This window comes from Limimaricola cinnabarinus LL-001 (genome assembly GCF_000466965.1).
GTDB classification, from domain to species: Bacteria; Pseudomonadota; Alphaproteobacteria; order Rhodobacterales; family Rhodobacteraceae; genus Limimaricola; species Limimaricola cinnabarinus.
The window spans coordinates 1-1,994 of sequence record NZ_BATB01000140.1 but is presented as its reverse complement, the minus strand read 5'-3'; the positions used below and the strand labels follow the sequence as shown (position 1 = coordinate 1,994).

The 1,994-nt window shown below is 63.6% G+C and carries 1 protein-coding gene and 1 pseudogene; one reads left to right on the top strand and one right to left on the bottom strand.

The genetic code is table 11. The features are described from left to right. Positions 1-812 (top strand): tyrosine-type recombinase/integrase (locus MBELCI_RS18685; RefSeq protein WP_131505606.1); only part of this gene is annotated, 812 nt, incomplete at its 5' end. A gap of 493 nt (positions 813-1,305) precedes the next feature. Here the strand turns inward: MBELCI_RS18685 and MBELCI_RS18680 are convergent. Continuing rightward, positions 1,306-1,994: pseudogene (locus tag MBELCI_RS18680) on the bottom strand (IS3 family transposase); the annotation flags it as partial.

Here is a 1,994-nt window from a genome sequence, read left to right as displayed (position 1 = left end):
CCCTCATCACCTTCGGCGGCTGGCGCATCGCGTGCTGGAGCGTCCACCGAAGTTCGGCTTTCACGCGAGCGGCCGAAGGTGCGGCTGTGCGACCTCACGCCGGAGGATCTCCGCGCCGCAAGCGCACCTACAACAGCCTGGTGACGATCCTGCGTATGGCGCTGCGCCTCGCATGGGAGAACGGTCATCTGGAAGCGGAACGCACATGGCGCTGCCTGCGACGGCTGCCGGTGAACCACACGCCCCGCCGGGACTTCCTCGACCGCACCCAATGCCGGCGCCTGCTCGACGCGTGCTCGCCAGCCCTGCGCCGCCTGGTGATGGCCGCTCTCTACACCGGCTGCCGTGTCGGCGAACTGGGGCAGCTGCGCGTGGAGGACGTCGCCTACCAGATTTACGGGCTGCGCATTCCGGCATTCAAGCGCAGCCCCGCCCGCTTCGTCTTTCTGCCGGACGAAGGCATGGCCTTCTTCCAGCGGTGCTGCCTCGGGAAAGCCCCCCGGGATCATGTCCTGCTCTCGGAAGCCGGGAAGGTCTGGCGGCGCCAGCACGCGGGACCGTTTCGGCTCGCCGCTGCCCGTGCCGGCCTGCCGTCCACCTTCGTCTTTCATGGCCTACGGCACACCTATGCCAGCGACCTCATCTGCCATGGCGTGCCGTTGGAGGTCGTGGCCCGACAGCTCGGTCATGCCGATACGCGAACGGTCGCGTCGACCTACGGGCACCTCGCCGAGCGTTACCGGGAGGAGATGATCCGCAGCCGGTTCTCGGCGCTGGTTTCTGACCCCGCAGGGCCAGCTTTAATCCATTAGCGGCCTGCCGCCTGTACTGAAACGCCCTCTTTGCAGATGGTCAGTCGAGACGATCCGAGTTCGGTCGTTCGTCTGCACGCATGGTCTTGGTTTCGAAGATAGGACGACACGCCCCACAGGCGCTAAAGTTTCCCCCTACGCAACCGGAGCGCGCTATGCGCAGATGGGCGCATCTGTTCTCGAGAAGGTGCCGCATGAGTTTTCTCCGCGCAATCGCGATCTTCGCTGCCATAGCTATTCCCACGCTCGGTGCGGCCGATCCGGTGAAGATTGAGCTACTCCCCACCTCTTGGACAGTTTCCGGGGTGATTTAAGCTACTCTCTGCCTCTGCTGGTCGGTTTCGATCTGATTGCAGTAGACCACGGCGGGCGGCATCCGTCCCCCTCGCACCACGAAGCTTGAGGTGCTCCCCGATCCCTGGACAGGATCTGGTGCCTTCCAAGCTACTCTTAGCTCCTGCTGATCGGGTTGGATGGTGGGGTTTCTCTGCCAGTAGACCACTGCTGGCGGCTGGCCGCCATGGGCGGAATGCGGGCGCTTTCGATTGTAGAAATCGATCCAGTTCCTGAGTCCCGCCCGTGCCTCAGAGCCGGTCTCCCAGGCATGCAGGTAGACGCACTCGTATTTCAGGGTGCGCCAAAGCCGCTCGATGAAGATGTTGTCGAGGTAGCATCCCTTTCCGTCCATTGAGATGCGGACGCCGGCGCGTCTGAGCGGATCGGTCCAGGCGAAGGACGTGAACTGGCTGCCCTGATCGGTGTTCATGATCTCGGGCAAGCCGAACCGCTGGATCGCTTCGGTCAGCGCCTCGACGCAGAACTCGGCCTCCATCGTGTTGGATAGGCGCCAGGCCAGCACTTTCCGGGTGTGCCAATCCATGATCGCCACGAGATAGAGGAAGCCGCGCCGCATGGGGAGATAGGTGATGTCGGCGCACCAGACTTGGTTGGGCCGCTCCACGCGCAACCCCCTTAGCAGGTATGGGTATCGCTTGTGCCCCTTGGCAGGCTTGCTGGTGTTGGGCTTCTGGTAGATCGGCATGAGGCCCATGAGCCGCATCAGCCGTCGCACCCGCTTATCGTTCACTGCGTGGCCCTCGTTGCGCAGATGCCGGGCCATCTGCCGCACGCCGTAGAACGGCGTTTCGAGGAATTGTTCGTCGATCAGCCGCATGAGGTCGA